The following is a 26,439-nucleotide window of genomic DNA, read 5'->3' on the forward strand; positions in this document are numbered from 1 at the left end:
CAATAAACTAAGTATATTTTTAAACATTTTTATTAAACGATAGAAAAATGGCAGATTTGAAAGATTTTGCAGAACAGTTGGTAAACCTTACGGTAAAAGAAGTAAATGAGTTGGCCGACATTTTAAAAGAAGAATATGGTATCGAGCCTGCTGCTGCTGCAGTAGCCGTTGCTGGTGGTGCTGCCGCTGGTGGAGGTGAAGAAGCTGCTGAGGAAAAAACTGAATTCGATGTAATCCTTACCGCTGCTGGTGGTTCTAAATTGGCAGTTGTAAAATTGGTTAAGGAATTGACCGGTCTTGGTTTGAAAGAAGCTAAGGACATCGTAGACAGCGCACCAAAAGCTGTTAAGGAAGGTATTTCCAAAGACGAAGCAGAAGGTATCAAAAAATCATTGGAAGAAGCAGGAGCAGAAGTTGAGCTTAAATAATCGCTTTTCCCATTAGAACTTGGTTAAGGTCTTTCCATTTTTTGGTTAGACCTTAGCCTATTTATATAAGGAGTGTATAAAGCCGTACACGAACCCACATAGTATTCACGATCAAAATTTGTCCATAGATGTTCACAAACACTATTGAAAGAGTTAATTTCGCATCCGCTAAGAACATACCGGAATACCCGGATTTCTTGGACATTCAGATAAAATCGTTCCAAGACTTTTTCCAGCTTGAAACTAAATCTGACGAAAGAGGAAACGAAGGTCTCTACAACACCTTCATGGAGAATTTTCCAATCACCGATACCAGAAACCAGTTCGTACTTGAGTTTTTGGATTACTTCATTGATCCGCCAAGATACTCCATCCAAGAATGTATCGAGCGTGGACTCACCTATAGCGTTCCTCTCAAGGCGCGTCTAAAATTGTACTGTACCGATCCAGAACACGAAGATTTCGAGACCATCGTACAGGATGTGTACTTGGGTACCATCCCTTACATGACGCCAAGTGGAACCTTTGTAATCAACGGTGCGGAACGTGTTGTAGTATCCCAGTTGCACAGATCTCCAGGGGTTTTCTTTGGACAATCTTTCCACGCAAATGGAACAAAATTGTATTCGGCCAGGGTAATCCCGTTCAAAGGATCTTGGATCGAATTTGCCACCGATATCAACTCGGTGATGTACGCCTACATCGATAGGAAGAAAAAGTTGCCCGTAACCACATTGTTCCGAGCCATCGGTTTTGAAAGGGACAAGGACATTTTGGAAATCTTCGACCTTTCGGAAGAAGTAAAAGTTTCCAAGAGCGGGCTCAAAAAAGTATTGGGCCGTAAACTGGCCGCTAGGGTGTTGAACACTTGGCATGAGGATTTCGTGGACGAGGATACAGGAGAAGTGGTTTCCATCGAAAGAAACGAAATTGTATTGGATCGTGATACCATTTTGGAAAAAGAGCATATCGATGAGATCATTGATGCCGATGTGAAGACCATTTTGCTTCACAAGGAGAACAATGCGCAATCCGACTATGCCATTATCCACAACACCTTGCAAAAGGATCCTACCAACTCCGAAAAGGAAGCGGTAGAGCACATTTACCGACAATTGCGTAATGCCGAGCCGCCAGATGAGGAGACCGCTCGTGGTATTATCGACAAATTGTTCTTCTCCGACCAACGTTACAATCTTGGTGAAGTAGGTCGTTACCGAATGAACAAGAAGTTGGGATTGGATATCGGAATGGACAAACAAGTGTTGACCAAGGAAGATATCATCACCATCATTAAATATTTGATCGAGTTGATCAACTCCAAAGCGGAGATTGATGATATCGATCACTTGTCCAACCGTCGTGTAAGAACCGTTGGGGAACAATTGTCCCAGCAGTTCGGCGTAGGTTTGGCGCGTATGGCGCGTACCATCCGTGAGCGTATGAACGTACGTGACAACGAGGTGTTTACCCCGATTGATTTGATCAACGCGAAGACCTTGTCATCCGTGATCAACTCTTTCTTCGGTACCAACCAGTTGTCCCAGTTCATGGACCAGACCAACCCGTTGGCCGAGATTACACACAAAAGAAGATTGTCCGCACTAGGGCCGGGAGGTCTTTCCCGAGAAAGAGCTGGTTTCGAGGTGCGTGACGTTCACTACACCCATTACGGAAGATTGTGTCCGATCGAGACACCTGAAGGACCGAACATTGGTTTGATCTCTTCCTTGTCCGTATTTGCCAAGGTGAACAATATGGGCTTCTTGGAAACCCCTTACCGAAAAGTGGAAGATGGAAAAGTGGATACCAAAAACCACATCTATCTAAGTGCAGAGGAGGAAGAGGGAATGAAGATTGCCCAAGCCAACATTCCATTAGGAGATGATGGCACCATTGAAAGAGAAAAAGTAATCGCACGTGAAGAAGGGGATTTCCCAGTGGTGGACCCAACAGAGGTAAAATATACCGACGTTGCCCCGAATCAGATTGCATCCATTTCGGCTTCCTTGATTCCATTCTTGGAGCACGATGATGCGAACCGTGCCTTGATGGGATCGAACATGATGCGCCAAGCCGTACCATTGTTGAGACCAGAATCTCCAATCGTGGGTACGGGTCTTGAAAGACAGGTAGCTACCGATTCCAGGGTATTAATCAATGCCGAAGGAGACGGGGTCGTGGAATATGTGGATTCACAGAAGATTACCATAAAATATGATAGGACCGACGAAGAGCGCTTGGTAAGTTTCGACGAAGACTCGAAGACCTACCAATTGGTGAAGTTTAGAAAAACAAACCAAGGGACCAGTATCAACTTGAAGCCTATTGTGAAGAAAGGCGACAAGGTGAAAAAAGGTCAGGTGCTTTGCGAAGGTTACGCTACCGAAAAAGGTGAATTGGCCTTGGGTAGAAACATGAAGGTTGCCTTTATGCCTTGGAAAGGATACAACTTTGAGGATGCGATCGTGATTTCCGAAAAAGTGGTACGTGAGGATATCTTTACCTCCATCCATATCGATGAGTATTCCTTGGAAGTAAGGGATACCAAATTGGGTGCGGAGGAGTTGACCAACGATATTCCAAACGTTTCCGAAGAGGCTACCAAGGATTTGGACGAGTACGGTATGATCCGTATCGGTGCCGAAGTGAAGCCTGGTGACATTCTGATCGGTAAGATTACTCCAAAAGGAGAATCCGATCCAACACCGGAAGAAAAACTATTGCGTGCCATCTTTGGTGACAAGGCAGGTGACGTAAAAGACGCTTCATTGAAAGCTTCTCCATCCTTGAGAGGTGTGGTAATCGACAAGAAATTGTTCTCACGTTCCATTAAGGACAAGAGAAAGCGTTCTGAAGACAAAGAAGCCATTGCAAGATTGGAGATGGACTACGAAGTGAAATTCCAACAACTGAAAGATGTATTGATCGAGAAGTTGTTCGGATTGATCAGCGGGAAAACATCACAAGGCGTCATCAACGATTTGGGTGAAGAAGTACTTCCAAAAGGAAAGAAATACACCATCAAAATGTTGAACGCCGTAGATGATTTCGCTCACTTGGTAGGAGGTAGCTGGACAACGGACGACAAGACCAATGCATTGGTGGCCGATCTGTTGCACAACTACAAAATCAAATTGAACGATATTCAAGGTAACCTGAGAAGGGACAAGTTTACCATATCCGTAGGGGATGAGCTTCCTGCAGGTATCATGAAGTTGGCCAAGGTGTACATCGCCAAAAAGCGTAAGCTAAAAGTTGGTGATAAAATGGCGGGTCGTCACGGTAACAAAGGTATCGTTGCACGTATCGTGCGTCAAGAGGATATGCCGTTCTTGGAAGATGGAACCCCAGTGGACATTGTATTGAACCCACTTGGTGTACCTTCAAGGATGAACATCGGTCAGATCTACGAAACCGTATTGGGTTGGGCCGGATTGAAGTTGGGTCAGAAATATGCGACACCAATTTTCGACGGAGCTTCGCTGGACGAGATCAACAAGCTTACCGATGAAGCCGGTGTTCCAAGATTTGGACATACCTATCTGTATGACGGTGGAACAGGTCAGCGTTTTGACCAACGTGCAACCGTAGGTGTGATCTACATGCTGAAATTGGGCCACATGGTGGACGATAAGATGCACGCAAGATCGATTGGACCATACTCCTTGATCACACAGCAACCATTGGGTGGTAAGGCACAGTTCGGTGGTCAACGTTTTGGAGAGATGGAAGTTTGGGCATTGGAAGCCTACGGCGCATCATCTACCCTTAGGGAGATATTGACCGTTAAGTCGGATGATGTAATCGGAAGGGCCAAGACCTACGAGACCATCGTAAAAGGTGAGACCATGCCAGAACCTGGATTGCCAGAATCTTTCAACGTATTGATGCACGAACTTAAAGGTTTGGGCTTGGATATCCGTTTGGAAGAGTAGAATACTATCATTACATTAATTATATCATCACCATATTGTTATGGCTAGAATAAAAGATAATAACGCACAAAAAAGGTTCAACAAGATTTCCATAGGATTGGCCTCTCCAGAGTCAATTTTGGCCGAGTCCCGTGGGGAAGTGTTGAAACCCGAAACCATTAACTACAGAACGCACAAACCAGAGCGTGATGGATTGTTCTGCGAGCGTATCTTTGGTCCTGTAAAGGATTATGAGTGTGCTTGCGGTAAGTACAAGAGAATCCGTTATCGTGGTATCGTTTGTGACCGTTGTGGTGTTGAAGTGACGGAGAAAAAGGTACGTAGGGACCGTGTGGGCCACATTAACCTTGTGGTTCCCGTAGCGCACATCTGGTACTTCCGTTCGCTGCCCAACAAAATAGGGTACCTTTTGGGATTGCCATCCAAAAAGTTGGACATGATCATTTACTACGAAAGGTATGTGGTCATCCAGCCAGGTATTGCCAAAGGACCTGAAGGTGACGAAATCCACAAAATGGATTTCTTGACCGAAGAGGAGTATTTGAACATTTTGGAAACGCTTCCTACAGAGAACCAATACTTGGAGGATACCGACCCCAATAAGTTCATCGCCAAAATGGGTGCCGAATGTTTGATAGACCTATTATCCAGAATCGATTTGGAACAATTGTCCTACGAACTTCGTCACAAGGCAAACACAGAAACATCAAAGCAGCGTAAGACTGAGGCCTTGAAGCGTCTTCAAGTGGTAGAGGCTTTGCGTGAATCACAAGGAAACAGGGAGAATAACCCAGAGTGGATGATCATGAAAGTGATTCCTGTGATTCCACCAGAATTGCGTCCGTTGGTGCCGTTGGATGGTGGTCGTTTTGCCACATCCGATTTGAACGATTTGTACCGAAGGGTAATCATCCGTAACAACCGTTTGAAGCGTTTGATGGAAATCAAGGCACCAGAAGTGATCTTGAGGAACGAAAAACGTATGCTTCAGGAAGCGGTGGATTCCCTTTTCGATAACACCAGAAAAGCATCTGCGGTAAAAACAGAATCGAACAGACCGTTAAAATCCCTTTCCGATTCTTTGAAAGGTAAGCAAGGTCGTTTCCGTCAAAACTTGTTGGGTAAACGTGTGGATTACTCCGCTCGTTCCGTAATCGTCGTTGGACCGGAATTGAAATTGTACGAATGTGGTCTTCCAAAAGATATGGCAGCCGAACTTTACAAACCGTTCATCATCCGTAAGTTGATCGAGCGTGGTATTGTAAAGACCGTTAAATCTGCCAAAAAGATTATCGACAAGAAAGAGCCTGTAGTTTGGGATATTCTTGAAAACGTCCTAAAAGGACACCCGGTACTATTGAACCGTGCCCCCACATTGCACCGATTGGGTATCCAAGCGTTCCAGCCTAAACTTATCGAAGGTAAGGCGATTCGTTTGCACCCCTTGGCGTGTACCGCATTCAACGCGGATTTTGATGGGGATCAGATGGCAGTTCACTTGCCATTGGGGCCAGAGGCCATTTTGGAAGCACAACTGTTGATGTTGGCTTCGCAGAACATCCTTAACCCTGCCAACGGTTCTCCGATTACCGTACCATCGCAGGATATGGTTTTGGGATTGTACTATATGACCAAAGAGAAAAAGTCCACCGAGGAGGAGCCTGTTGCAGGTGAAGGCTTGACCTTCTATTCTTCCGAGGAAGTGGAAATTGCCTTCAACGAGAAAAAAGTATCGCTTAATGCGGGTATTAAGGTAAGGGCCAAGGACTTTAACGAAGAAGGTGAGTTGGTGTACAAAATCATCGAAACCACTGTGGGTCGTGTCTTGTTCAACACCGTAGTGCCAGAACAAGCAGGATTCATCAACCAAGTGTTGAACAAGAAAGCCCTAAGGAACATTATTGGGGATATTCTTGCGGTGACCGATGTACCTACCACTGCTGAATTCTTGGATAAAATCAAGGCCATGGGATACGATTTCGCCTTCAAAGGTGGTCTATCCTTTAGTTTGGGGGATATCATCATTCCAGCCGAAAAGCAGGAGATGATCGCCGATGCCAACGAGCAAGTCGATGGCATTATGATGAACTATAACATGGGTCTTATCACCAATAACGAACGTTACAACCAGGTAATCGACGTTTGGACATCCACCAATGCCATGTTGACCGAATTGGCCATGAAGCGAATTCGTGAGGACAAGCAAGGATTCAACTCTGTGTATATGATGTTGGATTCCGGTGCGAGGGGGTCCAAAGAGCAGATTCGCCAGTTGACCGGTATGCGTGGATTGATGGCCAAACCGAAAAAATCTACTGCAGGTGGTGGTGAAATTATCGAAAACCCGATTCTTTCCAACTTTAAGGAAGGATTGTCGATTTTGGAATACTTTATCTCTACCCACGGTGCGCGTAAAGGTCTTGCGGATACCGCTTTGAAAACAGCGGATGCGGGTTACTTGACCAGACGTTTGGTGGACGTTTCACAAGACGTAATCGTGAATAGCGAGGATTGTGGAACCTTGAGAGGTATCGAGGTAGAACCATTGAAGAAAAATGAGGAGATTGTTGAAACCTTGGGTGAAAGAATCTTGGGTAGGGTATCGTTGCATGATGTGTACAACCCATTGACCGAAGAATTGATCCTAAGAGCAGGCCAAGAAATCAACGAGGTCGATGTGAAAAGGGTTGAGGCAGCTCCAATTGAAAAGATAGAAGTACGCTCACCGTTGACCTGTGAGGCAGCTCAAGGTATCTGTGCCAAGTGTTACGGTAGAAACCTTGCGACCAACAAAATGGTACAAAGAGGTGAGGCCGTTGGTGTGGTTGCTGCACAATCTATTGGAGAGCCTGGTACACAGTTGACCTTGCGTACCTTCCACGTGGGTGGTATTGCAGGTAACATTTCTGAGGACAACAAGTTGGAATCCAAATTCGACGGTATCGCCGAAATCGAGGACTTGCGTGTTGTAGAAGGTCAGGGTAGCGATGGAAGCAAAACCAACATCGTGATTTCCCGTACTTCTGAAGTGAAAATCGTAGATCCAAAAACTGGAATTACCCTAAGTACTAATAACATTCCTTATGGTTCTCAATTGTACATCAAGAATGGTGAGAAGATAACCAAAGGAACTGTGATTTGTGAATGGGATCCTTATAACGGTGTCATCGTTTCCGAGTTCTCTGGTGAAATCGCTTACGAGAATATCGAGCAAGGGGTTACGTACCAAGTTGAAATCGATGAACAAACCGGTTTCCAAGAAAAGGTAATTTCCGAGACCAGAAACAAGAAGTTGATTCCAACCTTGTTGATCAAAGATGGTAAAGGTGAAACATTGCGATCCTACAACCTACCAGTAGGTTCCCACTTGATGATCGATGACGGTGAAAAGGTGAAGGAAGGTAAGATTTTGGTGAAAATCCCACGTAAATCTGCCAAGGCAGGGGATATTACCGGTGGTCTTCCAAGGGTAACCGAGCTTTTCGAAGCCCGTAACCCATCCAACCCGGCAGTGGTATCCGAAATTGATGGTGTGGTATCCTTCGGTAAGATTAAGCGAGGTAACCGTGAAATCATTATCGAGTCCAAGACAGGCGATATCAAAAAGTACTTGGTCAAATTGTCCAACCAAATTTTGGTTCAGGAGAATGACTACGTACGTGCAGGTATGCCATTGTCCGATGGTTCCATTACACCAGAAGATATTTTGGCCATTAAAGGACCATCTGCGGTACAGCAATACTTGGTGAACGAAGTACAGGAAGTATACCGTTTACAAGGTGTGAAAATCAACGATAAGCACTTTGAGGTTGTTGTAAGACAAATGATGAGAAAGGTGAAAATCGAAGATCCAGGAGATACTATTTTCTTGGAGAATCAATTGGTGCACAAAGACGACTTTATCAACGAGAACGATGAGATTTTCGGTAAAAAAGTTGTTGAGGATGCAGGTGATTCAGAACGATTGAAACCAGGACAGATCTTGACCGTACGTGAACTAAGGGACGAGAACTCGATTCTAAGAAGAGAGGACAAGACCTTGGTAACGGCAAGAGATGCGGTTGCAGCCACTGCAACACCTATCTTGCAAGGTATCACAAGAGCGTCGTTGCAGACTAAGTCATTCATCTCTGCAGCATCGTTCCAGGAAACCACTAAAGTATTAAACGAAGCTGCTGTAAGCGGTAAAGTGGATAGCTTGGAAGGATTGAAAGAGAATGTGATTGTAGGACATAAGATTCCTGCCGGTACCGGTATGAGGGATTATGATAGCATCATTGTAGGTTCCAAAGAGGAGTACGATGAAATCATGGCCCGAAAAGAGGAATTCAAATTCTAAATAACAACAAACCCTGGCCGAAAGGCCGGGGTTTTTCTTTTAAGACATTATGGCGGAAGACAAGAAAAAACAAAAGCAGATCAATATAGAGTTGGATGAGAAAACGGCAGAGGGGACCTATTCCAATCTGGCCATCATCAACCATTCCGTATCGGAGTTCGTTGTGGATTTTATTAGCTTGATGCCCGGCGCTCCCAAGGCGAAAGTAAAGAGCAGGATTATTTTGACGCCCCAGCATGCCAAAAAGCTGCTAAAGGCACTCAATGATAATGTAAGCCGTTTTGAAAAGACACACGGCACCATACAGGATTACGAACAGCCGGCCATTCCATTAAATTTTGGCCCTACTGGTGAAGCATAGAAAAGCCCCGTTTAGGGGCCTTTTTTATTTTAACCAGCCCTTCTCAATTCCCTTTTTAGCAAAGAAAATCAAGTAGATGCCTATAAGGACGACCACTATTGGCATGCCATAGGTAGACGGCCCAAACGCTTCCACGGCATTGGAAATAAATAGCCAATGTGCAAATTGTATCACAACGGCTACCAAGGAGACGATAAAAAGCGGACGTGCCCATTTTTTTCGTACTAAAAGACCGATGGATGCCAAGGTTCCAGAAAAAACTGCAATGGCAAAGGCGGCAGTGGCCCATGCAGGAATTCCTTCAAATACCTCACGTTGCGCTTGGTCCATGGCTTCCATTAGGGCAACTTGATTAAAAGCCTGTTTAAGGTAGTTCATCACTCCCAGTAGATTCCATAAGAGTGCAATAACACTTACCACCCAAAACCAAACAGGCGGTTTTACCGATGTATTCATAATTTGATTATTTATTGGTTACTCAAATCAAGGTACGAAAAAAACTTACATGGTGAGTGCAACCAATTCGTCTACAGTGGTCTACGGGTGTGTCAACCGTGGGAAGACTATTCGAATTCCGAAGTATAGTGCAGTTTTACGGAAGGGTATTTTTGTTGGGTCATTTGCAAGGAAAACGGAGAATCTGCCAAAAATACCAGCTGCCCTTTTTTGTCAGTGGCCAAAAACTTCTGTTTTACTCGCTTAAATTCTTGGAACTCTTCACTTTTCTCATCTTCGGGTTCTACCCAACAGGCTTTGTGTACGGGAAAGTTTTCATAGGTACATTTGGCCCCATATTCGTGCTCCAAACGATATTGGATTACCTCATACTGTAAGGCCCCAACGGTACCGATTACTTTTCTTCCATTCATTTCCAAGGTAAACAACTGGGCTACTCCTTCGTCCATCAGCTGGTCAATACCTTTGTACAATTGTTTGGCCTTCATGGGGTCGGCATTGTTGATGTACCTAAAGTGTTCTGGCGAGAAGCTTGGTATACCTTTATAATGTAATTCTTCACCACTGGTCAAGGTATCCCCGATCTTAAAGTTGCCCGTATCGTGGAGTCCTACAATATCCCCGGGGTATGAAACATCCACAATTTCTTTTTTCTCGGCAAAAAAGGCATTGGGGCTCGAGAATTTCAACTTTTTCCCTTGTCTTACATGCAAATAGGGAGTGTTTCTTTCAAAGGTTCCCGATACAATCTTCACGAAAGCCAATCGGTCCCGGTGTTTAGGGTCCATGTTGGCATGGATCTTAAATACAAAGCCCGAAAAATCCTTTTCGTTGGCCTGCACCAAGCGCTCCTCAGCTTTTTTGGGACGCGGAGAGGGGGCAATATTTACAAAGCAGTCCAACAGTTCCCTTACCCCAAAATTATTTAAGGCCGAGCCAAAAAATACAGGCTGTAATTCACTCTTCAAATAAGCTTCTTTGTCAAATTCGGGATATACTCCCTCCACAAGTTCCAAGTTGCCACGAAGTTCCTCAGCGGCTTTGGTACCGATGATTTTTTCCAATTCTGGATTGTTGAGGTCGTCAAAAGCGATGGTTTCCTCAATATTTTTTTTGCTGTTCCCGCTGAATAGGTTGATGTTTTTTTCGTAGATGTTGTAGATACCCTTAAAATCGTAGCCCATCCCAATGGGAAAACTCAATGGCGTAACCGTGAGGCCAAGCTTTTGTTCCACTTCGTCCAAAAGGTCGAATGCATCTTTACCCTCGCGATCCAATTTGTTGATGAAAACAATCATGGGAATATTACGCATCCGGCAAACCTCGACCAGTTTTTCGGTTTGCTCCTCCACCCCTTTGGCCACATCAATCACAACGATTACGCTATCCACCGCAGTTAGTGTGCGAAAGGTATCCTCTGCAAAATCTTTGTGTCCGGGGGTATCCAGGATATTGATTTTTTTGTCTTTGTAGATAAATGCTAAAACAGAAGTAGCCACCGAAATACCTCTCTGGCGCTCGATTTCCATGAAGTCACTTGTGGCCGATTTTTTGATTTTATTGCTTTTAACGGCTCCGGCCTCTTGAATGGCACCACCGAATAAAAGCAACTTTTCGGTCAAAGTAGTTTTACCGGCATCGGGGTGGGAGATAATACCAAAAGTTCTTCGCTTCGCTATTTCCTTTTCAAATTCCATCAACAAAAATTTCGGCAAAAATAATGGATTTATATGGTTTCCCGCTCATTTTCGGGATGATTCGGAATTGTTGATATAAAAGGAAAAAAATACGGGAAATACGCTAGCCATCAAGAAAAAGAGAAGTATTTTTCGGCCGTTTTTCTGTTGCTGGCCATTGGTGTTGGGTTTATCCATTTGGAAAACAGGCAGATGAGGTAAATAATGATGATGAAATCGCCTTTTATCGATTAAAATAGGAGGTAAAACACAAATGAGTTAATTATGTGACTTGTTTGTGTAGATATGTGTCGAAACAGGCCAGATAGAAGAACATAATTAAGAAAACCCCAATTTTCTTACAGCTTACGAGAACCACTTGTTGCCATGGTGATCAGTTGACCAAAACTTATCATTTATGGAGAACATTACTTTGTTGGGATTAAGGAGTCACTTGGTTCAAATAGCCAAGGTGTCAATGGCCATGTTGGTCTTTGGGCTCACTTCTTCCTTTGGTGTTGCACCTTTACATACAAATCCAACAGCAGACCATTCAGCCGGTGAGTCGACCAAGTTATCGACGATACCCATGTGGAACCCCTTGGCAGTAACCCTTAACACCGAAGACTGTGATGGCGATGGGGTAACTTGCGAACAAGAACGAAAAGATGGAACAGACCCTGATGATCCCTGTGATTTCATATTGGAAAATCAGGATTGTGAACCATCTGAGGCATGGAAAAAGGACGACTGCGACGGTGATGGGGTGAGCAACGGCAAAGAAAAACTGGATGGTACAAATCCTTTGGACCCTTGCGATTTTGTTTTGGAGCACCAAGATTGTTCCATCTCAGAGGCATGGAAAAAAGACGACTGCGACGGTGATGGGGTAAGCAACGGCAAAGAAAAGCAGGATGGTACAGACCCCTTGGACCCTTGCGATTTTGTTTTGGAGCACCAAGATTGTTCCATCTCAGAGGCATGGAAAAAAGACGACTGCGACGGTGATGGGGTAAGCAACGGCAAAGAAAAGCAGGATGGTACAGACCCCTTGGACCCTTGTGATTTTGTTTTGGAGCATCAAGATTGTTCCATCTCAGAGTCATGGAAAAAGGACGATTGTGATGGTGATGGCGTAAGCAATGGTAAAGAAAAGGAGGATGGTACAGACCCCTTGGACCCTTGTGATTTTGTTTTGGAGCATCAAGATTGTTCACCAAGCGAAGCATGGAAAAAGGACGATTGTGACGGCGATGGCGTAAGCAACGGTAAAGAAAAGGAGGATGGAACAGACCCCTTGGACCCTTGTGATTTTGTTTTGGAGCATCAAGATTGTTCACCAAGCGAAGCATGGAAAAAAGACGATTGTGATGGTGACGGAGTGACCAACGAAGATGAAAAGAATGATGGCACCGATCCACTAGATCCATGCAGTTACGATCCCGATAGCATCACTTTGCCACAGACTGGCGATTATTTGACAGCTGATTGCGATGGCGATGGTGTCACCAATGGTGATGAGGAAGAGGATGGTACCGACCCTCAAGACGCCTGTGACTTTGTGCTCGATAGCCAAACTGTAACTCCTGATTCCGCTTGGAACGCTTCGGACTGTGATGGTGACGGAGTAACCAACGAAGACGAGAAGAACGACGGCACCGATCCTCTGGATCCATGTAGCTATAATCCCGATAGCATCACTTTGCCACAGACTGGCGATTATTTGACAGCTGATTGCGATGGCGATGGTGTCACTAATGGTGATGAGGAAGAGGACGGTACCGACCCTCAAGACGCCTGTGATTTCGTTCTGGATAGCCAAACTGTAACTCCTGATTCCACTTGGAACGCTTCGGATTGTGATGGTGACGGAGTAACCAACGAAGACGAAAAGAACGACGGCACCGATCCGCTGGATTCATGTAGCTATAATCCCGATAGCATCACTTTGCCCCAGTCGGCAGATTGGAATGCATTGGATTGTGATGGGGACGGGAACCCCAATGGAAACGATCCAGACCCACTGACCGCAACTGCAAACGATGACTTCGGTTCAACTCCGGCCTTGACCGAGGTGGCCATCAATATTTTGGAAAATGATGATTTCCTTCCCAATGCCGATGAGATCAATTTAGGTGTTACCAGTCTATTAAGACTTGGAGGTAATGCGGCAGGAACCGTAACTTTTGATGCCGAGACAGGATTTGTGAACTACTTGCCCACTTTGGCCGAGTCCAATTCAACCGTTACGATTGATTATCAGGTCTGTAATGTGTTGCTGGATCCCAATGTGTGTGCCTCGGCGACTATTTTTATTGAAGTCGGTGCCAATACGCTGGATGCCGTGGACGATGTGTATTCTGCAACAGTAGGTCAAGATGGCGTCATAGCCGATAGCAACGTGTTGTCCAACGATACCTTGAACGGAGAGCTACTGACCCTTGCAGATGTCATATTGACCTCGACACCTACGGACGAACTTACCATAAACGAGGATGGAACGGTAAGTATAGCCTCTGGAACTCCTACGGGGAATTATACTATTGAATATACGATCTGTGATACATCGGATGCCACCAATTGCGACACAGCAACGGTAACCGTGGAAGTAGTCCAAGGAACACCAAATGTGATTAATGCTGTGGATGATGTGTATTCTGCAACAGTAGGTCAAGATGGCGTCATAGCCGATAGCAACGTGTTGTCCAACGATACCTTGAACGGAGAGCTACTGACCCTTGCAGATGTCATATTGACCTCAACACCTACGGACGAACTTACCATAAACGAGGATGGAACGGTAAGTGTGAATCCTGGTATAATGGCCGGAACCTACACCATCAATTATACCATTTGTGATGTATTAAATGTGGATAATTGTGATACCGCTACCGTAACGGTTCAGGTAATGCAAGGAAGTGCAAACATGATTGACGCCGTGGACGATACCTATATGGCAACTTCTGAACAAGAAGGAGTGATTTCCGGAAGCAACGTGCTTTCCAACGATACCGTCAACGAATCCGTTGCTACCCTAATGGATGTAATATTGACTTCGACCCCTACCGAAGCCCTTATGGTGAACGAAGATGGAAGCGTGAGTGTTGTTCCGGGCACTATGCCAGGCACCTATACCATTGGTTACACCATTTGCGATATTATGGATGTGGATAATTGTGATACAGCTATAGTGACAGTGGAAGTGCTCCAAGGAGAAGATAATGTAATCGATGCAGTGGACGATAGCTATAACGCAGGAATAGGAGGAGGACTTATTCCCAACAGTAATGTGTTGTTGAATGACACCCTGAATGATGCACCTGTGTCCTTGAGTGATGTTATATTGAGTTCTACACCTACCAATCAACTCACGGTAAATGAAGACGGTAGTGTAACGGTAAGTTCTGGAACACAGCCCGGAACCTATACCATCGAGTACACCATCTGCGAAGCTGGCAATCCCGATAATTGCGATACGGCAACGGTTCAGGTGGTTGTTGAAGCCATTGAAGTGAACCAAATGTTGACACCAAACGGCGATTTGAAAAACGACTTCCTGTTCATTCGAGGTACGGAGTATATCAAATCAAGTACCATCAAGATTTTCAACCGTTGGGGAACCATGGTTTTTGAAGCGAACAATTACGACAACATCAACAATGTTTTCGATGGCCGTGTGCGTGGCAAGTCGGCAATAAGTGTAAATGATTACCTTCCAGCGGGTATTTATTTCTATATTTTCAATTATGAGACAGAGCAAGGAAGCTTCACGGACTCAGAATACATTTATTTGAGCAGATAACCTTATGTATAGCATGACTAAAAAATATTTATTCGCCACATTATTGTTTGTGGGTATCATGGCTTCGGGAGTAAATGCCCAGCAAGATGCCCAGTACACGCAATACATGTACAATACGTTGAGTGTTAATCCAGCCTATGCAGGATCACGGGGTCAGCTCAGTTTTGCAGGCCTGTACCGTTCGCAATGGGTGGGCTTGGACGGCGCTCCCGAAACCTTTACCATTAACCTTCACTCACCAATTCGTAACAGCCGATTGGGTTATGGGGTTTCCATCGTAAACGATAATATAGGTGACGGTGTAGTGCAGGAAACCTATTTGGATGCCGTTGTTTCCTATACCATTGATTTGGCCATGGATGCCAAATTATCCTTTGGATTAAAGGCTGGAGGAAATATGCTCAGTCTTGACTTTAATGGACTCCGGAACTTTGATCAAGAAGTGGTCAACCAGAACAACATAGACAATAGGTTTACGCCGAATTTTGGTCTTGGGGTGTATTATCACACGGATAAATTCTATGCAGGCCTATCCGCTCCCAATGTACTGGAATCGGAATATTTTGATAATGATAATTCAGGTGACGGGGTCAACTTTTTGTCCGCAGAGCGTATGAATATTTATTTGATAACAGGATATGTGTTTGATATTGGGGCGGACCTTCAATTTAAACCTGCACTCCTTACCAAGGCAGTATCCGGTGCTCCATTGCAGGTTGATTTGTCCGCCAGCTTCCTTTTTGCAAACAAATTTAGTTTTGGTGCAGCATACCGCTGGGATGCAGCAGTAAGTGGGTTGGTAGGTTTTCAGGTAACGGACCAGATTATGTTGGGATTGGCATACGACCGTGAAACCACCGAATTGGGTGGGACACAGTTCAACGATGGATCGTTTGAATTATTTCTCCGCTTGGAATTGTTGAAATCGTTCCAAAGGACCATATCACCAAGATTCTTTTAATATAGTACAGCATGCTGAAAAGAATACTCATAGTATCGATAATCATTTACGGATGCTTTCAAAAGGCAACAGCGCAACAGGACAGTATTCCCGATAAGCAAATTGAACGGATTGTGGAAAGGGCCGATGAGCGCTATCAACAATATTCCTTTAGTCCGGCCATCGATATCTACAAAAAAGTGTTGGACAGGGGCTATTCTTCGTCCGACCTTTTAAAAAAACTGGGTAATTCCTACTATTTCAATGCAAAGTATCAAGAAGCTGCCGACACCTACGGTAAGTTGGAGAAAAGCTATCCGAACGACATGTCCGTGGAGGATATCTTCCGTTATGCGCAGAGTTTAAAGTCCATTGGGAATTATGAAGAATCGAACAGGGTTATGGAAAACTTTAGGGAGTTGACCGCTGCCATGGTGGATTTTGATGTGGATTATATGGCCAAGATCGAAGAAAATTCAGGTAGATACGATATAAAACCATTTCCTTACAACAGTGCATATTCCGATTTTGCTGCGGCCTATTACGAGAAGGGGCTCATTTTTGCATCGGACAGGGATACAGGAAACTTTGCCAGATATCGTCATACCTGGAACGCCAGTGACTTTTTGGATTTATATAAGGTGGATGCCGATAGCGCTTCCCAAGGGAAGGTGATGAAATTGGAAGGGGACGTAAACACCCGTTTGCATGAATCCACATCTGTGGTAACCAAAGATGGCACGACCATGTATTTTACTCGGAACAACTTTTTCGACGGTCGAAGGAAAAAGGATGAAGAAGGAATAATTCGTCTTAAAATCTATAGTGCCGAGTATGTTGATGGTGAATGGACCAATATCGTAGAGCTCCCCTTTAACAGTGATTCCTATTCCGTGGCGCACCCCATGCTCAGTCCAGACGAAAAGAAGCTCTACTTTGTTTCCGATATGACAGGGAGCCTAGGGGCATCCGATATATTTGTCACCGAAATCATAGGGGATGGAACCTATGGTCCTATCCAAAACCTGGGAAGTAACGTCAATACCATTGGAAGGGAGACTTTTCCATATATTACGGAAGAAGGAGTACTATATTTTTCTTCGGATGGGCATCAAGGATTGGGAGGATTGGATGTATTTGCCACAAAAATCACCTATAACGATTATTCACAGCCAGTAGTCAACGTAGGAAGGCCGGTAAACTCGCCCAAAGATGATTTTTCGTTCATTTACAGGGCAAACGACAAAACAGGATACTTCGCATCTAACCGCGAAGGAGGTATGGGAGGCGACGACATCTATGAATTCGTGGAGACCGAACCACTTACTCTGGACTGTATCCAAGAAGTCACAGGTACCGTTAGAGATCGTATTTCCAATGAAGTGTTGGCCGGTGCCACTGTTAAGATAATTGACGAAGAAAATAATGAGATTTCATCGACCATTACCGATTCTGATGGAAACTACATACTGATGCTCGATTGTTCCAAAGGAAATTTTGTTAGGGCATCAAGGGACGGTTACGTTCCGGCAGAAGAATATCTGCCCATATCTGACGGAAAGCCAAGGATTGTTGATTTTTATCTGGAGCGCGATTTGGTGACAGGAGGTTTTGGTGACGACTTGGCCAAATTGCTGCAATTGAGCACCATCTACTTCGACCTCAACAAGTACGATATACGACCCGATGCGGAGATTGAGATTCAAAAGGTAATCGTGGCCATGGAGAAATATCCAAGTTTAAAAATCAAGGTAAACTCCCATACCGATAGCCGGGGAGTTGATGCCTACAACCTTTGGTTGTCCCAAAAACGGGCCGAATCCACTGTTAACTACATGATATCGAAGGGTATTGCCCCAGATAGGCTGGAAGGTGAAGGATTTGGAGAGATCAGATTGGTAAATGATTGCATTAACGGCATACCATGTTCAGAAGAACAACATCAATTAAACCGTAGATCCGAGTTCATCATATTTGAATAGATCTGGTTCATTTTTATAATGTAAAGCGACTCCTTTTTGGGGTCGTTTTTTTTTGCTCAAAAATGAAGAAAAATGAATGTAAACGATAATGTCTGATGTGCGAATTATCCCATTATTATTGGGTTTCATCGATGAAGTGCGTTAACAAAAACCAAAGAAATGATAGGGGGTAACCTCAAAAATCAGACACTATACAATGGGATTCAACAGGTTCACAACAATTATTTTCTACGGCTAAAACTCAGGGTAATTTTGTATGCAGTTGAAATTTGGGCGTATTGTATTGCCTCCATCAAAGTCAACTGAACAAGTGAAAATCAACAAACAAAGGTTTATATCATCCTCAACTAATACTAACCTCATGAAGAAGAGCATTCTAGCCCTATTATTTCTTTTTTCAACAGGAATAGCTTTTTCGCAAACCACGGTAACCCTTCAGGACCAATGTAACTGCGAAGTCTTAAAAGGAACTGACGTCTCGGGTTCAGGAGCAACAACTCCGGCGGGAGCAGACCTTGGTGATATTTATGTTAACACCAACACAGGTACCATTTACTTCTGGGATGGGGATACTTGGGAATTGACCGCTTCGGATGATCAACAGCTGACAGGTTTTACCTTTAATGATGCAACCAATACACTATCGCTTACTTTGGAAAATGGCGGAAGCGTCAATGTAGATTTAAGCAGTTTGAGCGATACGTTAACAGATTCAAACACCACGGTGACGTCTTTCGGGATTGATGGTACGAATACGAATTTGGTTATCACCGACTCTGATTCGAACACCTTTGCTGTGGCATTGGCAGATTTGGCAGCCTTAATTGATACGGACACCCAATTGACAGATGCCCAAGTGGCCACAGCGGTGAACAACGAGTTCCCGAATCTGGACACGGACAGCACAGACGATTTTTCAGGAGACTTTGGCGATTTGACCAACGTACCGGCCAACTTGGATTTGGATTCCACCGACGATTTTGACGGTCAGTGGAGCAGCCTTACCGGGGTTCCGGCAGACTTCGCCGATAACGTGGACAATGTGGACGACGCGGACAACGACCCTTCGAACGAATTGCAGACCATCACTTCCACAGACGGAACGGTGACGGTAACACCTAACGGCAACGACTTTGACCTTTCAGGTTTCAGCGGAGACTTTGGAGACCTATCCAATGTTCCTGCGAACTTGGATACCGATAGTACGGATGATTTCTCTGGAGATTTCAATGATTTGACCAATGTTCCAGCGAATCTGGACACCGATAGTACAGATGATTTTGACGGTCAGTGGAGCAGCCTTACCGGGGTTCCGGCAGACTTCGCCGATAACGTGGACAATGTGGACGACGCGGACAACGACCCTTCGAACGAATTGCAGACCATCACTTCCACAGACGGAACGGTAACGGTAACACCCAACGGCAACGACTTTGACCTTTCAGGTTTCAGCGGAGACTTTGGAGACCTATCCAATGTTCCTGCGAACTTGGATACTGATAGCACAGATGATTTCTCTGGAGATTTCAATGATTTGACCAATGTTCCAGCGAATCTGGACACCGATAGTACAGATGACTTTTCTGGTGACTTTGGCGATTTGACCAACGTACCGGCCAACTTGGATTTGGACTCCACCGATGATTTCGACGGTCAGTGGAGCAGCTTGACGGGAGTTCCTGCAGGTTTTGCGGATAATATCGATAACGACACCCAATTGACCGATGCCCAAGTGGCCACGGCGGTGAACAATGAGTTCCCGAATCTTGATACGGACAGTACAGACGACTTTTCAGGAAACTTTGGTGATTTGACCAACGTGCCTGCCAACTTGGACTTGGACTCGACCGACGATTTTGACGGACAGTGGAGCAGCCTTACGGGAGTTCCTTCAGATTTCGCTGATAACGTGGACAACGTGGACGATGCGGACAACGACCCAGCCAACGAATTGCAGGCCATCACTTCCACAGACGGAACGGTAACAGTGACCCCCAATGGCAACGACTTCGACCTATCCGGTTTCAGCGGAGACTTTGGAGACCTATCCAATATCCCTGCAAACTTGGACACCGACAGCACAGATGATTTTGACGGTCAGTGGAGCAGCTTGACAGGAGTTCCTGCAGGTTTTGCGGATAATATCGACAACGATACCCAATTGACCGATGCCCAAGTGGCCACGGCGGTGAACAACGAGTTCCCAAATCTGGATACGGACAGCACAGATGATTTTTCAGGCGACTTTGGAGACTTGACCAACGTACCGGCCAACTTGGATTTGGATTCCACCGATGATTTCGACGGCCAGTGGAGCAGCCTTACGGGAGTTCCGGCCGACTTCGCAGATAACGTGGACAATGTTGACGATGCGGACAACGACCCCGCGAACGAATTACAGGCCATCACATCCACCGACGGAACAGTGACTGTAACACCGAACGGCAATGACTTTGACCTATCCGGTTTCAGCGGAGACTTTGGAGATCTATCCAATATCCCTGCGAACTTGGACACCGACAGCACTGATGATTTCTCTGGCGACTTTGGTGACTTGACCAATGTACCTGCCAACTTGGACTTGGATTCCACGGATGATTTTGACGGCCAGTGGAGCAGTCTAACGGGAGTTCCAGCCGACTTCGCCGACAACGTGGACAACGTGGACGATGCGGACAACGACCCAGCGAACGAATTGCAGGCCATCACTTCCACCGACGGAACAGTGACGGTAACGCCGAACGGCAACGACTTTGACCTTTCAGGTTTCAGCGGAGACTTTGGAGATTTATCCAATGTTCCTGCGAACTTGGATACTGATAGCACAGATGATTTCTCTGGAGATTTCAATGATTTGACCAATGTTCCAGCGAATCTGGACACCGATAGTACAGATGACTTTTCTGGTGACTTTGGCGATTTGACCAACGTGCCCGCCAACTTGGATTTGGATTCTACCGACGATTTCGACGGACAGTGGAGCAGTTTGACAGGTGTTCCAGCGGACTTCGCCGACAATGTGGACAACGTGGACGATGCCGATTCCGTTGTGGGCAACGAGTACAACACCGGTAGTTCCATAACCGATGGTGTTTTGGGCATCACGGATGGCGGCGGAACTGAACAAGTGGATTTGATCAGCAACGATGCCAACAACAATATCACCTTTGGTTCCGATGGGGCGCTTTACCTGAACGTAGCTTCGGTAAGTATAGCGGAGACCATCACAAACCTAACCGATAACAACAATGGTACTGTTACCTATGTCAATGAAAATGGGGTGTCCCAGACGATCAATAAGTCAGCGATCACGGACAACCTCGATGGAACCTACACATTTGACAATGGCGATGGTTCACCGATAACCTTTATTGGAACCGACAACGATACCCAATTGACCGATGCCCAAGTGGCCACGGCGGTGAACAACGAGTTCCCAAATTTGGACACGGACAGCACTGACGATTTCGACGGACAGTGGAGCAGCTTGACAGGTATCCCTGCGGACTTTGCTGATAACGTGGACAACGTGGACGATGCGGACAACGACCCAGCTAACGAATTACAGGCCATCACCTCTACCGACGGAACAGTGACGGTAACCCCCAACGGCAACGACTTTGACCTATCCGGTTTTAGCGGAGATTTTGGAGACCTATCCAATGTTCCTGCGAACTTGGATACTGATAGCACAGATGATTTCTCTGGCGATTTTAATGATTTGACCAATGTTCCAGCGAACTTGGACACCGATAGTACGGATGACTTCAGTGGAGACTTCAATGATTTGACCAACGTTCCTGCCAATCTGGATTTAGATTCCACCGATGATTTTGATGGACAATGGAGCAGCTTGACGGGAGTTCCTGCAGGTTTTGCGGACAATATCGACAACGATACCCAATTGACAGATGCCCAAGTGGCCACTGCGGTGAACAACGAGTTCCCGAATCTGGATACGGACAGTACAGACGATTTTTCTGGTGACTTTGGCGATTTGACCAACGTGCCTGCCAACCTGGACTTGGATTCCACCGACGATTTTGACGGACAGTGGAGCAGCTTGACAGGTATCCCAGCGGACTTCGCCGACAATGTGGACAACGTGGACGATGCGGACAACGACCCCGCGAACGAATTGCAAGCCATCACTTCCACAGACGGAACAGTGACGGTAACCCCCAACGGCAATGACTTTGACCTATCCGGTTTTAGCGGAGACTTTGGAGATCTATCCAATATCCCTGCGAACTTGGACACCGACAGCACCGATGATTTTGACGGTCAGTGGAGCAGCTTGACAGGAGTTCCTGCAGGTTTTGCGGACAATATCGATAATGATACCCAATTGACCGACGCCCAAGTGGCCACAGCGGTGAACAACGAGTTCCCGAATCTGGATACGGACAGTACCGATGATTTTTCAGGCGACTTTGGCGATTTGACCAATGTACCTGCCAACTTGGACTTGGACTCCACCGACGATTTCGACGGCCAGTGGAGCAGCTTAACGGGAGTTCCGGCAGGTTTTGCGGACAATATCGATAACGATACCCAATTGACAGATGCCCAAGTGGCCACGGCGGTGAACAACGAGTTCCCAAATCTTGATACGGACAGCACAGATGATTTTTCAGGCGACTTTGGAGACTTGACCAACGTACCGGCCAACTTGGATTTGGATGCCACGGATGATTTCGATGGTCAGTGGAGCAGCTTGACGGGTATCCCAGCGGACTTCGCAGATAACGTGGACAACGTGGACGATGCGGACAACGACCCAGCTAACGAATTACAGGACATCACCTCTACCGACGGAACAGTGACGGTAACACCGAACGGCAACGACTTTGACCTATCCGGTTTCAGCGGTGACTTTGGGGACCTATCCAATGTTCCTGCCAACTTGGATACAGATAGTACAGATGATTTCTCTGGAGACTTTAGAGACTTGACCAACGTGCCCGCCAATTTGGATTTGGATTCCACCGATGATTTTGACGGACAGTGGAGCAGCTTGACAAGTGTTCCGGCCGACTTCGCCGATAACGTGGACAACGTGGACGATGCGGACAATGACCCAGCTAACGAATTGCAGACCATCACCTCCACCGACGGAACAGTGACGGTAACACCGAACGGCAACGACTTTGACCTCTCAGGTTTCAGCGGAGACTTTGGAGACCTATCAAACGTACCTGCAAACTTAGATACCGATAGTACCGATGATTTCTCTGGCGATTTTAATGATTTGACCAATGTTCCTGCGAACTTGGACACGGATAGCACAGATGATTTTTCAGGTGATTTTAATGATTTGACCAACGTGCCTGCTAATCTGGATTTGGATTCTACCGATGATTTTGACGGACAATGGAGCAGCTTAACGGGAGTTCCAGCAGGTTTTGCGGACAATATCGACAACGATACCCAATTGACAGATGCCCAAGTGGCCACAGCGGTGAACAACGAGTTCCCGAATCTGGATACGGACAGCACAGATGATTTTTCAGGAGACTTTGGCGATTTGACCAACGTTCCTGCCAATTTGGATTTAGATTCCACGGATGATTTCTCTGGTGATTTCTACGATTTGACCAATGTTCCAGCGAATCTGGACACCGATAGTACAGATGACTTTTCTGGCGACTTTGGTGACTTGACCAATGTGCCGGCAAACTTGGACTTGGATTCCACTGATGATTTTGACGGACAGTGGAGCAGCTTGACGGGTATCCCAGCGGACTTCGCCGATAATGTGGACAATGTGGACGATGCGGACAACGATCCTGCCAACGAATTACAGGCCATCACTTCCACAGACGGAACAGTGACGGTAACCCCCAACGGCAATGACTTTGACCTATCCGGTTTCAGCGGAGACTTTGGAGATCTATCCAATATCCCTGCGAACTTGGACACCGACAGCACCGATGACTTTGACGGACAGTGGAGCAGCTTGACAGGAGTTCCTGCAGATTTCGCCGATAACGTGGACAATGTGGACGATGCGGACAACGACCCTGCCAACGAATTACAGGCCATTACCTCCACCGACGGAACGGTGACGGTAACACCGAACGGCAACGACTTTGACCTATCCGGTTTCAGCGGAGACTTTGGAGACCTATCAAACGTACCTGCAAACTTAGATACCGATAGTACGGATGATTTCTCTGGCGATTTCAATGATTTGACCAATGTTCCTGCAAACCTGGACACGGACAGCACTGATGATTTCGACGGTCAGTGGAGCAGCTTAACGGGAGTTCCTGCAGGTTTTGCGGACAATATCGACAACGATACCCAATTGACCGATGCCCAAGTGGCAATGGCGGTGAACAATGAGTTCCCGAATCTGGATACGGACAGTACCGACGATTTTTCTGGCGACTTTGGCGATTTGACCAACGTTCCTGCCAACTTGGACTTGGATTCCACGGATGACTTTGACGGACAGTGGAGCAGCTTGACAAGTGTTCCGGCCGACTTCGCTGACAATGTGGACAATGTGGACGATGCGGACAACGACCCTTCGAACGAATTACAGGCCATCACATCCACAGACGGAACAGTGACGGTAACACCGAACGGCAACGACTTTGACCTATCCGGTTTCAGTGGGGACTTTGGGGACCTTTCCAATGTTCCTGCGAACTTGGACACGGATAGCACGGACGACTTTTCAGGCGACTTTGGAGACTTGACCAACGTACCGGCCAACCTGGATTTGGATTCCACCGACGATTTTGATGGACAGTGGAGCAGCTTGACAGGAGTTCCAGCAGGTTTTGCGGACAACATTGATAACGATACCCAATTGACCGACGCCCAAGTGGCCACGGCGGTGAACAACGAGTTCCCAAATCTGGATACGGACAGCACAGATGATTTCTCTGGAGACTTTGGAGACTTGACCAACGTACCGGCCAACCTGGATTTGGATTCCACCGACGATTTTGATGGACAGTGGAGCAGCTTGACAGGTATCCCTGCAGGTTTTGCGGACAATATCGACAACGATACCCAATTGACAGATGCCCAAGTGGCCACTGCGGTGAACAACGAGTTCCCGAATCTGGATACGGACAGTACAGACGATTTTTCTGGTGACTTTGGCGATTTGACCAACGTGCCTGCCAACCTGGACTTGGATTCCACCGACGATTTTGACGGACAATGGAGCAGTCTAACGGGAGTTCCAGCCGACTTCGCCGACAATGTGGACAACGTGGACGATGCGGACAACGATCCTGCGAACGAATTACAGGCCATCACATCCACCGATGGAACGGTAACGGTAACACCGAACGGCAACGACTTTGACCTATCCGGTTTTAGTGGTGACTTTGGAGATCTATCTAATGTTCCAGCGAACTTGGACACCGACAGCACCGATGATTTTGACGGTCAGTGGAGCAGCTTGACAGGAGTTCCAGCAGGTTTTGCGGACAATATCGACAACGATACCCAATTGACAGACGCCCAAGTGGCGACAGCGGTGAATAACGAGTTCCCGAACTTGGACACCGATAGTACAGATGATTTTGACGGTCAGTGGAGCAGCCTTACGGGAGTTCCGGCCGACTTCGCCGATAACGTGGACAACGTGGACGATGCTGACAACGACCCTGCGAACGAATTGCAGGCCATCACATCCACCGACGGAACGGTGACGGTGACACCGAACGGCAATGATTTTGACCTGTCAGGTTTCAGCGGAGACTTTGGAGACCTTTCCAATGTTCCAGCGAACTTGGACACCGATAGTACGGATGATTTTTCAGGAGACTTTGGCGATCTGACCAATGTACCTGCCAACCTGGATTTGGATTCCACGGATGATTTCGATGGTCAGTGGAGCAGCTTGACAGGTATCCCTGCGGACTTCGCCGATAACGTGGACAACGTGGACGATGCCGATGCCAGTGTCACCAACGAAATCAATACGCGTTTTGAAGTGAATGGAGCCAATCTTGAGATAGAGGATAGCAACGGTACACTTCAAGTAGCCTTGGCTGATATCGATACGGACGACCAAACGGCAGCGCAAGTGAATTCAGATTCACCTGTAGATGTGGATGGAGACGGAAATACTGAAGCTACCGTTGAGGATGTCATTCAAGATATAGCACCGATCACATCAAAAGCGGCAAGAATATTTTACCCTCCTTCCATCGCCATTGATGCTTCAACAAACGGAACAGGAAGAACTGTTGATTTGTATGCACAATACGTGGCGCAATATGGAACACCAGCAGTATCAAGTGCAGGAGCGCCTACCGCTCTTCCAACGTATAGTGCAGCCGAATTGTATTACTACGTAACCTATGCGGATCCAACGGTGTTCGACAATATGAGTATTGATGCTAATGGAGTGTTGACCTACGACATAATTGGTCAGCCAGCCGATTATAATGCATTGATCAACGTAGTGTTTGTGGTAAGATAATAATGGTCAAAGACGAGTCGATTTTGAAATCCAACACCTCATATAAGTCTTTATACATTGGACTG

The 26,439-nt window shown here is 46.1% G+C and carries 10 protein-coding genes; 8 read left to right on the plus strand and 2 right to left on the minus strand.

Annotation, left to right across the window (positions count from 1 at the left end; genetic code table 11):
• Window positions 1-47 precede the first annotated feature (47 nt).
• From rplL to ABNE31_RS07230, 4 genes are all read left to right on the plus strand, one after another.
• The gene (rplL, locus tag ABNE31_RS07215) at window positions 48-428 is read left to right on the plus strand and encodes a 50S ribosomal protein L7/L12 (RefSeq protein ID WP_127140995.1); all 381 of its coding nucleotides are present in this window, start codon (window positions 48-50) and stop codon (window positions 426-428) included.
• A 128-nt stretch (window positions 429-556) separates the two neighbouring features.
• Window positions 557-4,366 carry a DNA-directed RNA polymerase subunit beta gene (gene rpoB / locus ABNE31_RS07220; RefSeq protein ID WP_179385069.1) on the plus strand — a complete coding sequence of 1,270 codons (3,810 nt, stop codon included), beginning with the start codon at window positions 557-559 and terminating at the stop codon, window positions 4,364-4,366.
• A 40-nt stretch (window positions 4,367-4,406) separates the two neighbouring features.
• Window positions 4,407-8,705 (plus strand): DNA-directed RNA polymerase subunit beta', encoded by a 4,299-nt coding sequence (gene rpoC, locus ABNE31_RS07225; RefSeq protein ID WP_306013478.1) that lies wholly within the window; start codon window positions 4,407-4,409, stop codon window positions 8,703-8,705.
• Between the two features lie 49 nt (window positions 8,706-8,754).
• Window positions 8,755-9,066, plus strand: a complete 312-nt coding sequence (locus tag ABNE31_RS07230) for a DUF3467 domain-containing protein (protein WP_293283651.1) — start codon at window positions 8,755-8,757, stop codon at window positions 9,064-9,066.
• A gap of 24 nt (window positions 9,067-9,090) precedes the next feature.
• Here the strand turns inward: ABNE31_RS07230 and ABNE31_RS07235 are convergent, their stop codons facing one another.
• Together ABNE31_RS07235 and ABNE31_RS07240 are read right to left on the minus strand one after the other, a co-directional pair.
• Window positions 9,091-9,522, minus strand: coding sequence for a hypothetical protein (locus tag ABNE31_RS07235; RefSeq protein WP_349352874.1), 432 nt, complete (start codon window positions 9,520-9,522; stop codon window positions 9,091-9,093).
• Window positions 9,523-9,629: 107 nt separating this feature from the next.
• Window positions 9,630-11,219, minus strand: coding sequence for a peptide chain release factor 3 (locus tag ABNE31_RS07240; protein WP_179385065.1), 1,590 nt, complete (start codon window positions 11,217-11,219; stop codon window positions 9,630-9,632).
• A gap of 397 nt (window positions 11,220-11,616) precedes the next feature.
• Between ABNE31_RS07240 and ABNE31_RS07245 the strand changes: the two genes are divergently transcribed.
• The 4 genes from ABNE31_RS07245 to ABNE31_RS07260 all read left to right on the plus strand — a co-directional run bounded on the left by ABNE31_RS07245 (window position 11,617) and on the right by ABNE31_RS07260 (window position 26,374).
• Entirely contained in the window at window positions 11,617-15,000 is a 3,384-nt protein-coding gene (locus tag ABNE31_RS07245) for a gliding motility-associated C-terminal domain-containing protein (RefSeq protein WP_349352875.1), read from the plus strand.
• Window positions 15,001-15,013: 13 nt separating this feature from the next.
• Window positions 15,014-15,961, plus strand: coding sequence for a type IX secretion system membrane protein PorP/SprF (locus ABNE31_RS07250; RefSeq protein WP_349352876.1), 948 nt, complete (start codon window positions 15,014-15,016; stop codon window positions 15,959-15,961).
• Window positions 15,962-15,972: 11 nt separating this feature from the next.
• The gene (locus ABNE31_RS07255) at window positions 15,973-17,922 is read left to right on the plus strand and encodes an OmpA family protein (protein ID WP_349352877.1); all 1,950 of its coding nucleotides are present in this window, start codon (window positions 15,973-15,975) and stop codon (window positions 17,920-17,922) included.
• Window positions 17,923-18,283: 361 nt separating this feature from the next.
• Complete coding sequence (locus ABNE31_RS07260) at window positions 18,284-26,374, plus strand: hypothetical protein (protein ID WP_349352878.1); 8,091 nt, start codon at window positions 18,284-18,286, stop codon at window positions 26,372-26,374.
• The last annotated feature ends 65 nt before the right edge of the window (window positions 26,375-26,439 follow it).

This window comes from Flagellimonas sp. MMG031, assembly GCF_040112705.1.
Taxonomy (GTDB): Bacteria; Bacteroidota; Bacteroidia; order Flavobacteriales; family Flavobacteriaceae; genus Flagellimonas.